14 protein-coding genes are annotated in these 15804 nt (G+C 75.5%); 8 read left to right on the forward strand and 6 right to left on the reverse strand.

Going from position 1 to position 15804, the window contains the following annotated elements; genetic code table 11:
• The first annotated feature begins 7 nt into the window (after nucleotides 1-7).
• The 6 genes from ACRYR9_RS05615 to ACRYR9_RS05640 all read left to right on the forward strand — a co-directional run bounded on the left by ACRYR9_RS05615 (nucleotide 8) and on the right by ACRYR9_RS05640 (nucleotide 6357).
• Entirely contained in the window at nucleotides 8-1522 is a 1515-nt protein-coding gene (locus ACRYR9_RS05615; RefSeq protein ID WP_432496698.1) for an ABC transporter ATP-binding protein, read from the forward strand.
• On the forward strand, nucleotides 1519-2745 hold the full coding sequence (locus ACRYR9_RS05620) for an ABC transporter permease (protein ID WP_432496700.1): 1227 nt from the start codon (nucleotides 1519-1521) through the stop codon (nucleotides 2743-2745). Before ACRYR9_RS05615 ends, ACRYR9_RS05620 begins: the two co-directional genes overlap by 4 nt.
• A complete protein-coding gene (locus tag ACRYR9_RS05625; protein WP_432496702.1) occupies nucleotides 2742-4040 on the forward strand; it encodes an ABC transporter permease in 1299 nt (432 codons plus the stop codon). The genes ACRYR9_RS05620 and ACRYR9_RS05625 overlap by 4 nt, the downstream gene beginning before the upstream one ends.
• Before the next feature lie 11 nt (nucleotides 4041-4051).
• Nucleotides 4052-4516, forward strand: coding sequence for a cytidine deaminase (locus tag ACRYR9_RS05630; protein ID WP_432496705.1), 465 nt, complete (start codon nucleotides 4052-4054; stop codon nucleotides 4514-4516).
• Nucleotides 4513-5799: a thymidine phosphorylase gene (locus ACRYR9_RS05635; protein ID WP_432496707.1), complete on the forward strand. Its 1287-nt coding sequence runs from the start codon at nucleotides 4513-4515 to the stop codon at nucleotides 5797-5799. The genes ACRYR9_RS05630 and ACRYR9_RS05635 overlap by 4 nt, the downstream gene beginning before the upstream one ends.
• A gap of 99 nt (nucleotides 5800-5898) precedes the next feature.
• On the forward strand, nucleotides 5899-6357 hold the full coding sequence (locus ACRYR9_RS05640) for a DUF4190 domain-containing protein (protein ID WP_432496710.1): 459 nt from the start codon (nucleotides 5899-5901) through the stop codon (nucleotides 6355-6357).
• 40 nt (nucleotides 6358-6397) lie between these two features.
• Here ACRYR9_RS05640 and ACRYR9_RS05645 read toward each other — a convergent pair whose 3' ends face one another.
• Both ACRYR9_RS05645 and ACRYR9_RS05650 read right to left on the reverse strand, forming a co-directional pair.
• Complete coding sequence (locus ACRYR9_RS05645; RefSeq protein WP_432496713.1) at nucleotides 6398-7258, reverse strand: aldo/keto reductase; 861 nt, start codon at nucleotides 7256-7258, stop codon at nucleotides 6398-6400.
• A 183-nt stretch (nucleotides 7259-7441) separates the two neighbouring features.
• Nucleotides 7442-8020 carry a GNAT family N-acetyltransferase gene (locus ACRYR9_RS05650; RefSeq protein ID WP_432496716.1) on the reverse strand — a complete coding sequence of 193 codons (579 nt, stop codon included), beginning with the start codon at nucleotides 8018-8020 and terminating at the stop codon, nucleotides 7442-7444.
• Between the two features lie 60 nt (nucleotides 8021-8080).
• Here ACRYR9_RS05650 and ACRYR9_RS05655 point away from each other — a divergent pair, with 60 nt between their 5' ends.
• Nucleotides 8081-9190: an adenosine deaminase gene (locus tag ACRYR9_RS05655; protein ID WP_432496732.1), complete on the forward strand. Its 1110-nt coding sequence runs from the start codon at nucleotides 8081-8083 to the stop codon at nucleotides 9188-9190.
• Between the two features lie 2 nt (nucleotides 9191-9192).
• Here the strand turns inward: ACRYR9_RS05655 and rsgA are convergent, their stop codons facing one another.
• From rsgA to ACRYR9_RS05675, 4 genes are all read right to left on the reverse strand, one after another.
• Nucleotides 9193-10278 carry a ribosome small subunit-dependent GTPase A gene (rsgA, locus tag ACRYR9_RS05660; RefSeq protein ID WP_432496719.1) on the reverse strand — a complete coding sequence of 362 codons (1086 nt, stop codon included), beginning with the start codon at nucleotides 10276-10278 and terminating at the stop codon, nucleotides 9193-9195.
• Between the two features lie 64 nt (nucleotides 10279-10342).
• Nucleotides 10343-11959, reverse strand: a complete 1617-nt coding sequence (locus tag ACRYR9_RS05665; RefSeq protein WP_432496722.1) for a methyl-accepting chemotaxis protein — start codon at nucleotides 11957-11959, stop codon at nucleotides 10343-10345.
• Nucleotides 11960-12085: 126 nt separating this feature from the next.
• Nucleotides 12086-12775 (reverse strand): aldehyde dehydrogenase family protein, encoded by a 690-nt coding sequence (locus tag ACRYR9_RS05670; protein ID WP_432525992.1) that lies wholly within the window; start codon nucleotides 12773-12775, stop codon nucleotides 12086-12088.
• Nucleotides 12768-14120, reverse strand: coding sequence for an aldehyde dehydrogenase family protein (locus ACRYR9_RS05675; RefSeq protein WP_432494079.1), 1353 nt, complete (start codon nucleotides 14118-14120; stop codon nucleotides 12768-12770). Before ACRYR9_RS05675 ends, ACRYR9_RS05670 begins: the two co-directional genes overlap by 8 nt.
• Nucleotides 14121-14250: 130 nt before the next feature.
• On the opposite strand from ACRYR9_RS05675, the gene ACRYR9_RS05680 reads away from it, so the two are divergent.
• The gene (locus tag ACRYR9_RS05680) at nucleotides 14251-15804 is read left to right on the forward strand and encodes a PHP domain-containing protein (protein WP_432494077.1); all 1554 of its coding nucleotides are present in this window, start codon (nucleotides 14251-14253) and stop codon (nucleotides 15802-15804) included.

Consider the following 15804-nt stretch of genomic DNA (forward strand, 5'->3'; position numbering starts at 1 on the left):
CGCGCACGTGGAGCTGGAACTCCGAGGGATCACCAAGCGCTTCGGGCCTCTCGTCGCCAACGACGGGATCGACCTGACGATCCGCGAGGGTGAGATCCACGCCCTCCTGGGGGAGAACGGCGCCGGCAAGAGCACGCTGATGAACGTGCTGTACGGGCTGTACACGCCCGACGAGGGGCAGATCCTCGTCGACGGCCGGCCGGTGGAGTTCTCCTCCCCGGGCGACGCGATGGCCGCGGGCATCGGCATGGTGCACCAGCACTTCATGCTGGTCCCCGGCTTCACCGCCGCGGAGAACATCGTGCTGGGCGCGGAGCTGACCCGCGGCGGTGGCCTGCTGGACCGCCGCCGGGCGCGCGAGCGCGTGGTGGAGACCTCCGAGCGCTTCGGCCTGGCCGTGCCGCCGGACGCCCTGGTGGGCGACCTCGCCGTCGGTGTGCAGCAGCGCGTGGAGATCCTCAAGGCGCTGCTGCGCGAGGCGAAGGTCCTCGTCCTGGACGAGCCCACCGCGGTGCTCACGCCCGCCGAGACCGACGACCTCATGCGGGTCATGCGCGAGCTGGCCGACTCCGGCACTTCCATCGTCTTCATCACCCACAAGCTGCGGGAGGTGAAGGCGGTCGCCGACCGCATCACCGTCATCCGCCGCGGCCGCGTCGTGGGCTCGGCCGAGCCGAGCGCCTCCCAGGAGGAGCTGGCCGCCCTCATGGTCGGCCGCGACGTGCGCCTGGTCGTCGACAAGGCCCCGGCCGCCCCGGGCGAGCCGGTCCTGGAGGTGAGCGGCCTGCGCGTGGCCGCCCCGGGCGGCGCGGTCCTGCTGGACGGCGTCAGCCTCACGGTGCGCGCCGGGGAGGTGCTGGCCGTCGCCGGCGTCGACGGCAACGGCCAGAGCGAGCTGACGCGCAGCGTCGTCGGCCTGCAGGCCGTGGACGCCGGCAGCGTGCGCCTGGCCGGCGAGGACGTCACCGGCCTGGACGTGCGCCGGCTGCTGCAGCGCGGGGTGGGCTACGTGCCCGAGGACCGCCTGCACGACGGGCTCGTCGCCTCCTTCAGCATCGCCGAGAACCTCGTCCTGGACCTGGTCGACACCCCCACCTTCTCCGCCGGCCCGGCCGTGGACCGCGCGGCGGTGGAGCGCAACGCCGCCGAGCGGGTGGCGGAGTTCGACATCCGCACCCCCAGCGCGCAGGCGCCCGTGGCCACCCTCTCCGGCGGCAACCAGCAGAAGGTCGTGCTGGCCCGGGAGATGTCCCGGCCGCTGCGGCTGCTCGTGGTCGCCCAGCCGACCCGCGGCGTCGACGTCGGCAGCCAGGAGTTCGTGCACCAGCGGATCGTCGCCGAGCGCGACCGCGGCGCCGCCGTCCTGCTCGTGTCCACCGAACTGGACGAGGTGCGCGCCCTCGCGGACCGCATCGTCGTCATGTACCGCGGGCGCATCGCCGGGGAGGTCGGCCCGGACGCCGACCCCGAGCAGCTGGGGCTGCTCATGGCCGGTGCGCAGCCGCAGGGAGGAACCGCGTGAGCACCCAAGCCCCGGCCCGGCCGGGTCCGTCCCCGGCGTCGGGCCCCGTCGGCCGCCGGCGGGCCGTCGCCGGTGGCGAGTGGCTCGTCACCGTCTTCGCCGTCGTCGGCGCGCTGCTGGTGGGGGCGGTGCTCATCGCCGTCGGCGACGCCGGCACCCGCGCCGCCGCGAGCTACTTCTTCACCTACCCGTGGGACACGTTCTCCAACGCCTGGTACGCGGTGCGCGACGCCTACCTCGCGCTGCTGGAGGGCGCGCTCTACAGCCCGGACCTGTCCGGCAAGGGTGCCCTGGGCCCGATCTCCGAGACCCTCGTCAACGCCACCCCGCTGATCCTCGGCGGCCTCGCTGTCGCCCTGGCGTTCCGGGTCGGGTTGTTCAACATCGGCGCGCAGGGCCAGGTGATCCTCGGTGCGATCACCGCCGCCTGGCTCGGGTTCACCTGGGACCTGCCCGTGGTGCTGCACCTGCTCGTCGCCCTGGCCGGCGGCCTGCTCGGCGGCGCCCTGTGGGGCGGGATCGTCGGCTGGCTGAAGGCCCGCACCGGCGCCCACGAGGTCATCACCACGATCATGCTCAACTACGTGGCGATCAACCTGCTGAACTTCCTGCTCACCACCCGCGGGTTCCAGCGCCCCCCGTACGGGCAGGCCATCTCCGAGCAGGTCGACGCCGACGCCACCCTGCCGCTGCTGCTGGGCAGCCCGCTGCGCGTGCACGCCGGACTGCTGCTGGCGGTGCTCGCCGCGGTCGCGGTGCACTGGCTGTTCACCCGCTCCCGGCTCGGTTTCCGGCTGCGCGCCGTGGGCGCCAACGCCGACGCCGCCCGCACCGCGGGCATGTCCGTGGGACGGCTGCAGGTCGTGGCCATGGGCCTGTCGGGGGGGCTGGCCGGGCTGGCCGGCGCCTCGCAGGTCCTCGGCGTCAGCAGCAGCGTCACCGGCAGCGTCGCCGGCAGCATCGGCTTCGACGCCATCACCGTGGCGCTGCTGGGCCGCAACAACCCCTACGGCGTCATCGCCGCCGGCCTGCTGTTCGGCGGCCTGCGCGCCGGCGGGGTCCAGATGCAGTCGGCCACCGGCGTGCCCGTCGACCTCGTCGGGGTGCTGCAGGCCCTCATCGTCCTGTTCATCGCCGCGCCCGCCCTCGTGCGGGCCGTGTTCCGGCTGCGCGCCGGCGGTCGCGGCGTCGGCACCGAGCTGGCCGGGGGGTGGAGCCGGTGAGCGCGCCGACGCGACCGGAGGCCGTCGTGACGCACGAGGCCGTCGAGCCCCGCGCCGGGCGCCGCGCCCGCGGCGTCAGCGGGGTCCTGCTGCTCCTCGTGGGCCTGGTGACCGTCGTGGGCTGGGGCCTGGGCTCCGGTCCGGGCGACGCCACGTTCAGCTTCGGCGAGGGCACCGCCGTGACGCTGCCCGACCTCACCCTGCCCGGCACCGCCACGCCGGTCGTCCTCGGCGGCCTGGTGGCGCTGCTGGGGCTGTACCAGCTCGCCCGCGGGTTCCGCTCCCGCCGCACCCCCGTGGTGGCGGGCATCGCGGTCGTCGCCTTCGTCCTGGCCTTCCTGGCGTGGGCGATGAGCGGCGGCGAGGGTTCCTCCATCGACGTGGTGCGCCTGCTGCGCTCGACGGTGTTCCTGGCCACCCCGCTGATCCTCGGCGCGCTGGCCGGCGTCCTCGGCGAGCGCAGCGGCGTCGTCAACGTCGCCATCGAGGGCCAGCTGCTCACCGGGGCGTTCACCGCCGCCCTCGTCGCCAGCCTGGCCGGCAGCCTCGGCGCCGGCGTCGTCGGCGCGGTGCTGGCCGGGGCGCTCGTCGGCTGGCTGCTGGCGGTGTTCGCGATCCGCTACCGCGTCAACCAGGTCATCCTCGGCGTGGTCCTCAACGCCGCCGCCCTGGGGTTCACCGGCTGGGCGTACAAGGCGCTCATGCAGTCCGACACCGCCCGGTTCAACTCGCCCGGCGTCCTGCAGCCGGTGGCGATCCCGGTGCTGTCGGAGATCCCGGTGCTGGGGCCGCTGCTCTTCGACGCGAACGTCGTCGTCTACCTCATGTACGTGCTCATCGTGGCGCTGCAGGTCGTGCTGTTCCGCACCCGCTGGGGCCTGCGCACCCGGGCCGTGGGCGAGCACCCCAAGGCCGCCGACACCCTCGGGGTGCCGGTGCTGCGGATGCGCTACGTCAACGTGGTCGTCGCCGGCGGCATGGCGGGCCTGGGCGGGGCGTTCCTGTCGGTCGGCACCATCGGGCCGTTCACCGAGAACATGTCGGCGGGCAAGGGCTTCATCGCCCTGGCCGCGGTCATCTTCGGGCGCTGGACCCCCAAGGGCGCCGTGGCGGCCTCGCTGCTGTTCGGCTTCTTCGCCGCGCTGCAGACCCTCGTGGGCGTCCTGCCGTACGGCTCGGCGGTCCCGGCCAGCTTCCTGTCGGCGCTGCCGTACCTGGCGACGATCTTCGCGGTGGCCGGTTTCGTCGGTCGGGTGCGCCCCCCGGCGGCCAGCGGTGAGCCGTACCCGGCGTGAGGGAGGAACCCGTGACCCGTCCTGGACCCGACGTCCCCGACCCCGACTTCGGGGCCCTGCGCGCCGCGGCGCGCGCGGCCCTGGCCCACTCCTACTCGCCGTACTCGCGCTTCCCCGTGGGCGCCGCCGCGCTCGTCGACGACGGGCGCGTGGTGTCGGGGGCCAACATCGAGAACGCCTCCTACGGCGTGACGCTGTGCGCGGAGTGCACCCTGGTGGGGCAGCTGCGGATGAGCGGCGGCGGCCGGCTCGTGGCGTTCGCCTGCGTGGACGGCGCCGGGAACGTGCTCATGCCGTGCGGGCGCTGCCGCCAGCTGCTGTACGAGTTCGGCGGCCCCGCCCTGCTGGTGGACACCCCGCGCGGGGTGCTGCCCATGACCGAGGTGCTGCCCGACGCGTTCGGCCCGCACGACCTGGACGACCCCGCCCGCAGGACCCCCGCCCCCAGCGACCCCACCGAGGAGCCCCGCCCGTGAGCCAGCGGTTCGCCGCCGTCGACGTCATCCGCACCAAGCGCGACGGCGGCCGCCTGTCCGACGCCCAGATCGACTGGGTGATCGACGCCTACACCCGCGGCGAGGTCGCCGAGGAGCAGATGTCGGCGCTGGCCATGGCGGTGTTCCTCAACGGCATGTCCCGCGAGGAGGTCAGCCGCTGGACCGCCGCGATGATCGCCTCCGGCTCCCGGCTGGACTTCACCGACCTGCCCCGCCCCAGCGTGGACAAGCACTCCACCGGCGGCGTCGGCGACAAGGTGACGCTGCCGCTGGCTCCGCTGGTGGCCGCCTGCGGGGCGGCGGTGCCGCAGCTGTCCGGGCGGGGCCTCGGCCACACCGGCGGCACCCTGGACAAGCTGGAGTCCATCCCCGGCTGGCGCGCCTCGCTGGAGCTGCCCGAGATCCGGCAGCAGCTGATCGACGTCGGTGCCGTGATCTGCGCCGCCACCGGCGACCTCGCCCCGGCGGACAAGAAGCTCTACGCCCTGCGCGACGTCACCGGCACGGTGGAGGCGATCCCGCTGATCGCCAGCTCCATCATGAGCAAGAAGATCGCCGAGGGCACCAGCGCGCTCGTCCTCGACGTCAAGACCGGCTCCGGGGCGTTCATGAAGGAGCTGGCGCAGTCGGTGGCGCTGGCCGAGGCGATGGTGGCGCTGGGGACCGACGCGGGCGTGCGCACCACCGCCCTGGTCACCGACATGTCCACCCCGCTGGGTCGCACCGCCGGCAACGCGCTGGAGGTGCGCGAGTCCGTCGAGGTCCTCGCCGGCGGCGGCCCCGCCGACCTCGTGGAGATCACCCTGGTGCTGGCGCGCGAGATGCTCGCCGCGGTGGGGCTGGACGCGGTCGACCCGGTCGACGCCCTCGCCGACGGGCGCGCCATGGACGCCTGGCGCCGCATGGTCGCCGCGCAGGGCGGCGACCCGGACGCGCCCCTGCCGACCGCGGCGCACACCCACGACGTCCTCGCCACCGCCGACGGGTACCTCACCGAGGTCGACGCGATGGCCGTGGGGGTGGCCGCCTGGCGCCTGGGCGCCGGCCGCGCCCGCCGCGAGGAGACCGTGCAGGCCGGGGCCGGGGTGGAGCTGCACGCCGTGCGCGGCGACGCCGTGCGCGCCGGGCAGCGGATCGCCACCCTGCACACCGACACCCCCGAGCGCTTCGACTGGGCGATGCAGGCGCTGGAGCCCGGCCTCGCGGTCGGGGACGCGGCGCCCGCCGCGGTGCCGCTGCTGCACCGCCGCGTCACCGCCTGAACCCGGCGGGCCCGCGCGCCCCGCGTGCTGCGGCCCGCGGGAACTGACACGATCGGCGTCCGAACGACAGCCGCGACCGGACGGGAACGAGGGGACGACATGTCGACGCCGGGCAACGAGTACGGCAACCAGTACGGCAACGAGCACGGCAACCAGTACGGCGGGTACCAGGAGCAGCCCTACGGTGCGCAGCCCCGCAACGGCGCCGGCCTGGCGTCGCTGATCCTGGGCATCATCGGCCTGCTGCTGTGCTGGTTCTTCGGCGTCGGGCTCATCCCGGGCATCATCGGGCTGATCCTGGGCATCGTCGGGATGAAGCGCGCCAAGCGGGGGCAGGCCACCAACCGCGGCGTGGCGATCGCCGGCGTGGTCACCAGCGTCCTCGCCGTGATCGTCAGCGCGATCTTCCTGGCGATCACCATCGCCGTCGGCACGGCGTTCTGGAACAACGGCGGTGCCGACCTCACCGAGTGCCTGCAGAACGCCGGCGACGACCTGGCCGCGCAGCAGCAGTGCCAGCAGGACTTCAACGAGAACCTCGGTGTGACCGTCGAGTGACCACCACGGGCCCCGGCGCGCGCCGGGGCCCGTCGGCCGCTCAGGCGGCGTCGGTGAGGGCCTGGAACTCCTCGTCGGTCAGCTCCACGTCGGCCGCGGCGCAGTTCTCCTCCAGGTGCTCCACCGAGGAGGTGCCGGGGATCGGCACGATGACGGGGGAGCGGCGCAGCAGCCACGCCAGCGCGAGCTGACCGGTCGTGGTGCCGGGGTGGTTGCCGGCCACCGCGTCCAGCGGGCCGCCCGGGCGGGCGAGGGTGCCGGCGTCCACGGGCGCCCACGGGATGAACGCGATGCCCTGCTCGGTGCAGAAGTCCAGCAGCTCCTCCGCCCGGCGGTCGCCGAGGTTGTAGCGGTTCTGCACGGAGGCGACGGGGAGCCCGGCGGCCTGGGCGGCCTTCACGTCGTCCACGTCGACCTCCGACAGGCCGACCTGCTTCGCCAGGCCCTCGTCGAGGAACGACTTGATCTCGCCGAACTGCTCCTCGCGGGGCACCTTCGCGTCGATGCGGTGCAGCTGCCACAGGTCGATCCGCTCGACCCCGAGGCGGCGCAGCGACATCAGGATGCACTGGCGCAGGTACTCCGGGCGGCCCAGCGGCGGCCACACGTCCGGACCGTGGCGGGTCAGCCCGCCCTTGGTGGCGATGACGACGTCGCCGTAGCCGGTCCCGTCGTGCAGGGCCTCCTTGATGAGGTCCTCCGACACGAAGGGGCCGTAGGAGTCGGCGGTGTCGATGAACGTCACGCCGAGCTCGACGGAGCGGCGCAGGACGCGCACGGCCTCGTCGTGGTCCTTCGGCGGCCCCCAGATCCCGGGGCCGGTGATGCGCATCGCGCCGTAGCCGAGGCGGTGGACGGTCTTGCCGCCCAGGTCGATGGTGCCGCTGTTCGCGACGGTCATGGGGTTCCTCTCCCGTGGAGACGCTCGGGCGGCGCCCTGGGGCGCCGCGCCGACGCTACGTCCACCCCGCGCTACCCGCCCGCTCACCCGCCCCGCTGCCCCCTCCCTCCCCGCCCGTCGTGATCTTGCACGGTTGAGCCCTCAACCGCGCAAGATCACCGCGGGGAGAGGGAGGGAGTGGAGTCAGCGCGGCTCGGCCGGCGGCTCGCCCGCGGGGCCGTCCTCGCCGAGCGCGCGCTGCCACCAGGTCACGTCCCGCCAGGCGCCGTGCTTGAAGCCGACCCGCCGGTAGGTGCCGACGCGCTCGAAGCCCATCGCCGCGTGCAGCCCGGCGCTCGCCGCGTTCGGCTCGGCGACCCCGGCGAACAGGGAGCGGTACCCGCGCCGTCCCAGGCGTGCGAACAGCTCCCCGTACAGCAGGCGCCCCACCCCGCTGCGGCGGCGCCCGAGCTCGGCGTACACGCTCACCTCGCACGACCAGCGGTAGGCGGCCCGGCCGGAGAACGGCCCGGCGTACGCGTACGCCACCACCCGGGGGCCGTCGCCGCCGCTGTCCCCGGCGCCGGGCTCTTCGGCGACGATCCAGGCGTGCCGCTCCTGCGCCCGCGCGATGCGCCGGGCCACCTCCGCCGCGTCCGGCGCCTCCTCCTCGAAGGAGATCGTCGTCCCGCGCACGTAGGGGGCGTACAGGGCGGCGCAGGCGGCGGCATCGGCGGCGGTGGCGTCGCGCACGCTCAGCGCGACCGGCGTGGGGGAGGACACGCCCGCAGGCTAGGAGGGGCGCGGGGCTGTCAGGATCGGGGGGTGAGCACTCTCGACGACATGCGCGCCCTGCCCAAGGTGTCCCTGCACGACCACCTCGACGGCGGTCTGCGGCCGTCCACCATCGTGGAGATCGCCTCCGCCAACGGGCACACCCTGCCCACCACCGACCCCGAGCAGCTCGCGGAGTGGTTCCGCGAGTCCGCCGACTCCGGTTCCCTGGTCCGCTACCTGGAGACGTTCGACCACACCGTCGCCGTCATGCAGGACGCGGAGTCCCTGGCCCGGGTGGCCACCGAGGCGGTCCTGGACCTCGCCGAGGACGGCGTCGTCTACGGCGAGCTGCGCTACGCCCCCGAGCAGCACCTGCGCGGCGGCCTGAGCCTCGACGAGGTCGTGCTCGCCGTGGAGGAGGGGATGCGCCGCGGTGAGCAGCTGGCCGCCGAGTCCGGGCGCACGATCCGCGTGGGCACCCTGCTGACGGGCATGCGGCACGCCGACCGGTCCCTGGAGATCGCTGAGCTGACCCTGCGGCACCGCGACGACCCCGACGGCCGCGTCGTCGGCTACGACATCGCCGGTGCCGAGGACGGTTTCCCGCCCGGCCGGCACCGCGAGGCGTTCGACCTGCTGCACGCGGCGAACTTCCCCGTCACCATCCACGCGGGGGAGGCCGCCGGGGTGCAGAGCATCGCGGAGGCGCTGTTCCCGTGCGGCGCGCAGCGCATCGGCCACGGCGTGCGGATCGTGGAGGACATCGAGTTCTCCGACGGAACCGACCGGTTCGGGATGCCGAACGCCCGGCTGGGCCGGGTGGCGAGCTGGGTGCGCGACCGCGGCGTGGTGCTGGAGCTGGCGCCGTCGAGCAACGTGCAGACCGGTGCCGCCACCAGCGTCGCCGAGCACCCCGCCACCGCGCTGAAGGACCTCGGGTTCTCGGTGTCCGTCAACACCGACAACCGCCTGGTGTCCGCCACGACGCTCTCGCAGGAGTTCGCCCTGCTGGCCGACGGGGCCGGCTGGACGCTGGAGGACGTGGAGCGCGCCACCATCACCGCGCTGGCCGCCTCGTTCCTGCCGTTCCCCGACCGCCTGGCGCTGGCGTCCGACGTGATCCGCCCGGCGTATGACGCGGCTCGCGCGCAACTGCGCGGGAGCGAGCAGGGCTGACGTCAGGGGCGCGGGCGGTGCGCGCGCTGCTGCTTGTGGATCACCTTCCACCGCTGCGCGCGTTCCGCCCGCAACCGCGCGTCGGTGCGGGCCGCGAACCACTCCTGCTCGCGCTCGAGCTTGCGGTAGCTGTCCAGCCGCCGGCGGTCCACCACCCCCGCCTCGATCGCGGCCAGCACCGCGCACCCGGGTTCGCGGGTGTGCGAGCAGTCGGCGAACCGGCAGTCCACCGCGAGGTCCTCCACGTCGGCGAACGTGCGCTGCAGGCTCTCGGCGGAACCCTCCGCGCCCAGGCCGACGCTGCGCAGGCCGGGGGTGTCCACGAGCACCAGCCCACCGGGCAGCGGCACCAGTTCGCGGTGCACGGTGGTGTGCCGCCCCTTGCCGTCGCCCGAGCGCACCGCACCCGTGGCGAACCGGTCCTCCCCGAGCAGGGCGTTGGCGAGCGTGGACTTGCCCGCGCCGGACGGCCCGATGAGCGCCACGGTCCCGGACAGGGCGTCGCGCAGTTCCGTGATCCCCGCACCGCGCTCGGCGCTCACGGCCAGCACGGGTGCGCCGAGCGCGGAACCCTCCACCTCGGCCAGGGCCCGTGGGAGTTCCGGTCCCTCGAGCAGGTCGCTCTTGGTGAGCGCCACGACGGGCCGGGCGCCGGAGTTCCACGCCAGGGTGAGGAACCGTTCGACGCGGCCCAGCGGCGCCCGCCGGGCCGGCGCCACGGTGACCAGGACGGTGTCGACGTTCGCCGCCAGGACCTGTTCCGCTGAGCGCCCGGAGACCTCCGCGCGGGTCAGGGCGGTGCGCCGCGGCAGCACCGCGAGCAGTTCCGGTTCCGCCCCCGCCAGGCCCAGCACCACCCAGTCGCCGGTGGTGGGGGCGGGCAGCGCCGTGCGCGGGACGGTCACGCGCTGCGGCCCCAGCGGGGTCTGCACGTCCAGCGCGCCGCGGTGGGCGCGCTGGACGCGGGCGGGCACCAGGGGCCCGGGGTGCTCGTGGTGGTGCTGCGCCAGCGCGATCTCCCACCGCTCGTCCCAGCCGTACGGCTCGAGCGGGTGCGCGGCGCTCCTGCTCTGCGCGGAAGCGGTCACAGCTGCGACGGTAGGAACTCCCCGGCACCGCGGGCGAGGGGTTTTCCGCGGTGCCGGGTGCGGGTCAGTACCGGAAGCGCGCCACCAGGGCGCTCAGTTCCCGGGAGGTCCGGGCCAGGTCGGCGCTGGTCTGCTGCGACTCGGTGACCGCCTGGGCGGTGGAGGAGGCGGCGTCGGCCACCCCGGCGATGTTGGCGGCGATGTCGCCCGACGACGAAGCGGCGGCGGCGACGTTGCGGTTCATCTCCGCGGTCGTCGCGGTCTGCTCCTCCACCGCGGAGGAGATCGTCACCTGGAAGTCGTTGATGCGGCCGATGATGGAGGAGATCTCCTCGATCGCCCCCACGGCGCCGCCGGCGTCGGCCTGGATGGCCTGCACCCGGCGGGAGATGTCGTCGGTGGCGCGGGCGGTCTGCTGCGCCAGTTCCTTGACCTCCCCGGCGACGACGGCGAAGCCCTTGCCCATCTCGCCGGCGCGGGCGGCCTCGATGGTGGCGTTCAGCGCCAGCAGGTTCGTCTGCTCGGCGATGGCGGTGATGACCTTGACCACCGAGCCGATCTCCTGGGAGGACTCGCCCAGCGCCGTGATGGTGCGGCTGGTGGACTCCGCCACGCGCACGGCCTCGGAGGCCACCCGCGCGGCCTCGTCGGTGTTCGAGGAGATCTCGCGGATGGAGGCGCCCATCTCCTCCGAACCGGCCGCGACGGTCTGGACGTTGGAGGAGACCTCCTCGGCGGCGCCGGAGACGACACCGGCCTGCGCGGAGGTCTCCTCGGCGCCGGCGGCGATCTGGGTGGAGATCGCCGACAGCTGCTGCGCGGAGGCCGCGACGCCGGTGGAGGCGGTGTCGATGGTGGCGACCAGCTCGCGCAGCTGCGCGGTCGCGGTGTCCAGCGACTGCGCGGTGCGGCCCAGCTCGTCGGCGGAGGTCAGGCCCGCCGTGCGGGTCAGGTCGCCGTCCTTGAGGCCGTCGGCGACGGCCTGCACCTTGCCGAGCCCGGCGGCGATGGAGCGGGCGATCGCGGCACCGACGGCCAGCGCCAGGGTGATGCCCACCACCAGCAGGACCAGGACGGTGGTGCGGCTGGCCGCGTAGGTCGCATCGACGTCGGCGGCGAGCTCGTCGACGGCCGCGCTGTCGAGCTCGCGCAGCGTCGCGAGGGCCTCGTTCATGGCGGCGGTGTGCTCACCGAGCTGCTCCTGCACCTCGTTCACCCGCTCCAGGTCGCCGGCGAGGCTGGCGGGCAGACCCTCGGCGTCGCGCAGCTCGTTGTAGGCGGCCCAGCTCTCCTCGAAGGCCTGCACGTGCTCCTCGCGCCCGGTCTGGTCGGTGCTCTCGTAGACGGCCAGGGCCTCCTCCACCGCGGCGCGGTCGTCGGTGAGCTCCGTCTCCTTGGCGGCCTTGACCGCCGCGTCGGTGCTCAGGACGTGGCTGAGGAAGTCGACGCGGGCTTCGCGGAACTGGATCGCGACGTCGTCGACGGCGCTGATCGCGGTGACGCCCTCCTCGTTCATGAGCGCGGCGCTGTCCCGCACCGCGCCCAGGGAGCGCAGTCCCGTCACGCCGACGAGGACGCCGAGCAGCGCGGCCAGGGCGACGGCGGCGAGGACCTTGACGGCGATGCCGCGGTCCGACCACCACGCACCGGCGCTCGTGCGGCGGGTGTTGTTCGCGTTCACGGGTTCCTCCGAACAGGGGGTGATCACTTCCACTGCTTGCATCGTCAACCACCGTGGCGGACTGGAGGACCGGTGCCCGGGGCACCGACCACGAGCGCGAACCCGGGACGCGCCGGTGGCCGTGCGTCAGCCGGTGAGGGAGACGTCGCGCAGCAGGGGGCCCAGGAGGCCGGCGTCGGACGGCGGTCCCGCCTCGACCGGCCGCAGCACCCGGGTGCCGGCGGCCGCGGCGGCCCGGCGCACCGCGGCGGTGAACTCCGCCCCCGCCCAGCGCGCGTCCAGCACCTCCACCCCGCCGGCCAGCAGTGCGGTCGTGGCCGGGTCCTGCGGCAGCGCGGCCGCCGCCCCGTCGCCGAGCTCGGCGACCACGGCGTCGGCCAGCCGTTCCAGCACGCCGCCGCCGGTCAGGACGCAGGACCCACCGGCGGCCAGGACCGCCAGCGTCGTGCGCACGGTGGGCAGCAGCCGGCCGCCGCCCAGGACGCCCACCACCGACGGCGGCACGCTGCCGGGCAGCCGCGGCACCAGCAGGTCCAGCTTGTCCGCCCAGCCCGCCCAGCGCACCGCGGTGTCGATGCAGTAGTCCACCGCCGCCAGGGCCTCCGAGAGCCGGCAGCGCTCGGTGCGCCGCACCAGGTCCACCAGCTCCGCGCGGCGCGACTCCAGGTCCACCGCCACCGACAGCAGCGCCCGCCCCCGCGCCAGCGGCGCGGTCGCCGCCACCGCTGCCGCGCCGGGTGCGGCGGCGGCCAGCACCTTGCGCACCACGTCCTCGCCCACGCCCGGTCCCGCCGGGTCCCCGGGCGGCTCAGCCACGGCACGCCCGCAGCAGCAGCTGCGCGTCCAAGCGCGCGTCCGGGCCCGCGGGGGCGTCCAGGCCCAGGCGCTCGCGGTGCGCCTCGGCCAGCCAGCCGCGCCGCTCCGGGCCGGTGGGGCCCCACACCGTGACGGCGGTGGCCTCGGCCAGCAGCGTGCGGGGGTCGGTGCCGGAGCGCACGGTGCGCACGCCCAGCACGGGGCCGGGCGGCGGGGGCAGCGTGCGCCGGCCGGTGGCGACCACGGCGGGCGGTGCCCACCAGCCGCCGGCGGGCAGGCCGGCCAGCGCCCCGGCGGGGGCGTGGGCCACGGCGGCGGCGGCGTGCGCCACCTCCGGGGTCGGGCAGGGGCCGACGCGGGTGGTGCGCTCCAGGGGGTGCCCCGGGCGCAGGGCGGCCGCGCCGGCGTCCAGGCGGGCCACGAGCTCCTCGGCGAGCTCCTCCACCACGAGGACCCGCGAGCCGCCGGGGCGGGTGTGGGCGCCGTCGGTGAGACCGGTCAGCAGGGCCGGGACCGCGGCGTCGAGGTCGGCGCCGCGCAGGACGACGTCCACGGCGGTGGTGCCGGCGTCGGCCACCAGGGGGGTGCCGCGGTCGGCGAGGTCGAGGGCGAGCTCGCGCAGCTGCCCGGCGGTGCCGTCGGCGCGCACGGCGAGCAGCCCGTCGGCCTCCCACAGCACCGCGTCGGCGGTGGGGTCGCGGCCCGGTGCGCTGGCCACCAGGCCGGCGGGCAGGCCGGCGTCGGTGCACGCGCGCACGAGGCGATCGGCGACGGGGGCGGACTGCGCGTCGGGGCGCAGCAGGACGCCGGCTCCGGCGGCGAGCGCCGCGGTGAGCGCGGTGGCGACGGCCGCCGGGGTGCTGCGCCAGCTGGTCAGGACCGCGACGACGCCGCCGGGGGTGGCGTCCACCCCGAGGGCGTCGAGCTTGTCGGCCCACCCGGCGGTGGAGAACGCCGCGTCCAGCAGGCGGGGGCCGTCGGAGGTGATCCCGGCCGCCACGGGGCGCCCGGTCGTCAGGGCCGCGGTCACGGCGAGGGGGTGGACGTGGTCGGCCAGGACGTCGGCGAGGGTGAACAGGTGCCGGGCGCGGTCCTCGCCGCTGAGCCAGGCCCACTCGGTGCGGCTGGTGGTGAGCACGTCGGTCACCACGCGGGTCAGGACGTCGTGCGCGGTGTCGGCCACCGCGAGCAGCCGCTCGCCGGTGGCGGGGGCGGGGACGTCGGCGCGCGGGGAGGTGTCGTCCCCGCCGGTGGCGGTCAGCTCGTCGGGCAGCGCTGCGGCGGCGGCGTCCTCGGCCGGAGGGCCCTGTGCGCGCCCGGGTCGCGCGCGGAGGTGCCGGGGCACCCTCTCCGCGGCTTCCGGTAGTGGCGGCGTCACGGTGAGTGAGTCTACTGAGGTGCGGGTCGATCTCCGGGGTGAACGCCGCGGAGGGTGCCGTGCCGGCGGCGCGGCCGGGGGCTGGCAGGGTGGGGCCGTGCACTCCCACGGTCCCGCCGCACCGCCCCCGCCCGTCTGGGAGAGCGTCGCCGCCTCGGCCGGCGACGAGCGCGACTTCGCCTGGTACGCCGGCGACCACCACATCCACACGACGTTCTCGCGCGACGCGATGTACACCGTGGACGACCAGGTGCGGCGCGCGCGCGAGTGCGGGCTGGACTGGATGGTCATCACCGACCACGGCGGCCCGGACCACGCCAAGCAGTCCGTGGCGCTGCAGACCCCGCTCATCGCGCAGGCCCGCCGCGACCACCCCGTCCTGGTGTTCCAGGGCATGGAGTGGAACATCCCCGGCGCCGAGCACGCCACGTTCATCGCCCCGGACCACGAGGGCACCCCGGACCTGCTGGAGCGGTTCGAGCGGATGTTCGACGGCGACGTCGTGGCCGCCGCCTCGAACCCCGCCGGCCCCCGGCTCATCGAGCACTCCGTGCAGGGCGGCCCCGAGGCCGAGCGCCTGGGTCTGGACGCCCTGGTGTGGCTGGTCGAGGAGCTGCGCACCGGCGGCGTGGGGGAGGCGCTGGTCCTCTCGAACCACCCGATGCGCACCGGGCGGGTCTCCCCGTCGAAGGTCCGCGGCTGGCGCGACGCCGCACCCGGCGTCTTCGTCGGCTGGGAGGGGGCTCCGGGCCACCAGGCGGCGGCGCTGCCCGCGCCGCTGGGGCGCGGCCGCGGGCGCGGGCAGTACGACGAGTCGCCCGGCCGGTGGTCGTTCCCCGGCTACGACCTGGACCAGTACCGCACCTGGGGCGGTTTCGACGCCGCCACCGCGCGGGTGGGCGGGTTGTGGGACTCCCTGCTGGCCGAGGGGTTGCCGTGGTGGATCACCGCGAACTCCGACAACCACTTCGACCACGGCGACACCGTGGCCGTCCCGAACCCGGACCGCTCCTTCTACGTCGAGCACGGCCACCGCGGCACCCCCGTCGACACCGGTGTCCCCCAGCACGGGTACGTGGACTTCGCGCCGGGTTTCTACTCGCGCACCTGCGTGGGCTCCCCGCGCCGCGACTACCGCTCCGTCATGAGGGCCCTGCGCGCCGGGCGGGTGTTCGTCGTGCACGGCGGGCTGGTGCGGGCGGTGGAGGCGCGGGTCCGACCGGGCGGCGAGGGCCCCGGCGTCACCTTCGGCGCGCGCACCTCGGTGCGCCGCGGCGGGGACGTCGAGGTGGAACTCCTCGTCGACCCCGCCACCGAGCCCAACGGCAGCGGGGAAGTTCCCCGCTCGGCGCGCTGGGACGTCATCGTCGGCACCGTGACGGGACGCGTCGCCGACGCCGACCGCGACCTGTGGCAGGCGCCCGGCACCCGCGTGGTGGAGAGCTTCGAGGTGCCCGCGAACGCCCGCGGCCGCCAGCGGTTCACCGTGACGCTGCGCGGGGTGGAGGACTCCTTCTACGTGCGGTTCCGCGGCAGCGACGGCCGGCACGCCGCCGCCGACGGGCACCCGCTCGTGGACCGGATCGGCGACTCCGACCCGTGGGACGACCTGTGGTGCTACACGAACCCGGTGTTCGTCGACGTGGGCTGA

Origin of the sequence: Kineococcus auxinigenes, from assembly GCF_050871525.1 — a bacterium.
Classification (GTDB): domain Bacteria; phylum Actinomycetota; class Actinomycetes; order Actinomycetales; family Kineococcaceae; genus Kineococcus.

What these genes read in the sequence shown, in the direction of transcription:
- ACRYR9_RS05640 (WP_432496710.1), top strand. Translation starts at nt 5,899, where the DNA reads ATGTCGACGCCGGGCAACGAGTACGGCAACCAGTACGGCAACGAGCAC.
- ACRYR9_RS05645 (WP_432496713.1), bottom strand. Translation starts at nt 7,258, where the DNA reads ATGACCGTCGCGAACAGCGGCACCATCGACCTGGGCGGCAAGACCGTC.
- ACRYR9_RS05655 (WP_432496732.1), top strand. Translation starts at nt 8,081, where the DNA reads ATGCGCGCCCTGCCCAAGGTGTCCCTGCACGACCACCTCGACGGCGGT.